This is a genomic window from Paenibacillus sp. YN15, from assembly GCF_003285005.1.
Taxonomy (GTDB): domain Bacteria; phylum Bacillota; class Bacilli; order Paenibacillales; family NBRC-103111; genus Paenibacillus_AR.
In genome coordinates, this window is record NZ_QMFA01000089.1 from 1 (window position 1) to 1,603 (window position 1,603).

Here is a 1,603-nt window from a genome sequence, read left to right on the forward strand (position 1 = left end):
TGAAATCCTTTGAAAAAATATCCAAATACCCGACTTTCGGAAAGGATTTTCACTCTCCCCTGTCGAAGGAAAGAAGACAAAGCCCGCGGAGGTGAATGAGGCGTGGATTTTAGCCCACAGCAAGTCAATCAGATCAGTAAAGGTGACCCTGAAATTGCTGGCTTCATCCAAACTCTCCTCGACCAAAATCGGGCCTTAACCGAGCAGAATCGCCGGCTTCAAGAAGTCGTAGATACACAAGCCAAACAAATCCAAACGCTGGAGAAACGGGTGCATGAGTTGGAACGACAACTCCGTCAGCAAAGCCATAACAGCAGCAAGCCTCCATCCAGTGACGGGCTTCGTAAGCCACCTAATTTGCGGACACCTGGCGGGTCCAAAGGGGCACCGAAAGGCCATCCGGGGACCACGTTGCATGTCATCGACCATCCGGATGAAGTGGTGGTCTGCGAATTAATCACCTGCCCCGACTGTTTGAGCTCGTTGGTGGATGCCCCCTGTGTGGGAGAAGAACGGCGTCAAGAATTCGATCTTCCTGCGTCTCGAATATGGACCACCGAGTTTCGTGCCCAAAAGCGTTACTGCGCTTGTTGCCAACAGGTCCAACGTGCTCCCTTTCCGGCACATATTACGGCACCGACCCAATATGGCAGTCGGATGGCCGCGTGGACGGTGTATTTGCACGCCTTTCACTTGCTGCCGCTCCAACGGATTGCACAGCTATTCGAAGATTGGACCACGTACCGGCCAAGTGAAGGAACCCTGCTCTCCTTTTTACAGACATCCTATGAGCGGTTTGCTCCAGTCGAAGTGCATATAGAAGCCCAGTTGCATAAACAAGTAAAAGTCCACGCGGACGAAACCGGGTGCCGGGTAGGCGGGCGCACCCAATGGATGCACGTGATGTCCGACGAAACGTATACCTTGCTCCGCCTGCATGCCAGACGTGGAAGTCCCGCTATGGATGCCATCGGGTTCTTACCCTCCTATACCGGAACCGTCGTCCATGATTGCATGAAAGGGTATTTTAATGACAAGTATGGGTTTTCCCATGCCTTGTGTAATGCCCATTTGCTCCGGGAGTGCATCGGCATTGCCGAGCATGACGGTCACGAGTGGGCGAAGCAGATGATTGATCTGCTAAAGGAAGGATGGACCCGGGCACTCCGCTCTCGTCAAGCGGATATTCCTTTGGAGCCGCAGGTGATCGAATCCTTTCTCAACCGGTACGACACCATTCTCCAAGCGGGAGAAGGCGAATGGACGAAGGACACGGTACGGGCCAAAACGTGTAAAAAAGGACGTGCCATTAAGAGCAAGGCTGGCAATTTGGGAGAACGCTTTTTGCTTCACAAAGAGGCGGTTCTCTCGTTTCTTTGGCGTCCCTGCATTCCGTTTGATAATAACCAAGCGGAACGTGATCTCCGAATGGTGAAGGTCAAGCAGAAGATCTCCGGTTCATTTCGAACAGAAGACGGAGCCCTTTGGTTTGCTCGATTGCGGAGCGTCGTGTCCACATTTATTAAACAACGACTTCCTGTCCTTTCTTCCTTGTCTCTTGCCTTTTCCGGCACTCCTGTTTTGCTATGACCTAAGTAGTAAC

The 1,603-nt window shown here is 52.1% G+C and carries 1 protein-coding gene; it reads left to right on the plus strand.

Translation table 11 applies throughout. From position 1 onward, the window contains the following. Positions 1-102: 102 nt before the first annotated feature. Positions 103-1,590, plus strand: coding sequence for an IS66 family transposase (gene tnpC, locus DQG13_RS30240; protein ID WP_113023913.1), 1,488 nt, complete (start codon positions 103-105; stop codon positions 1,588-1,590). Positions 1,591-1,603: the final 13 nt, after the last annotated feature.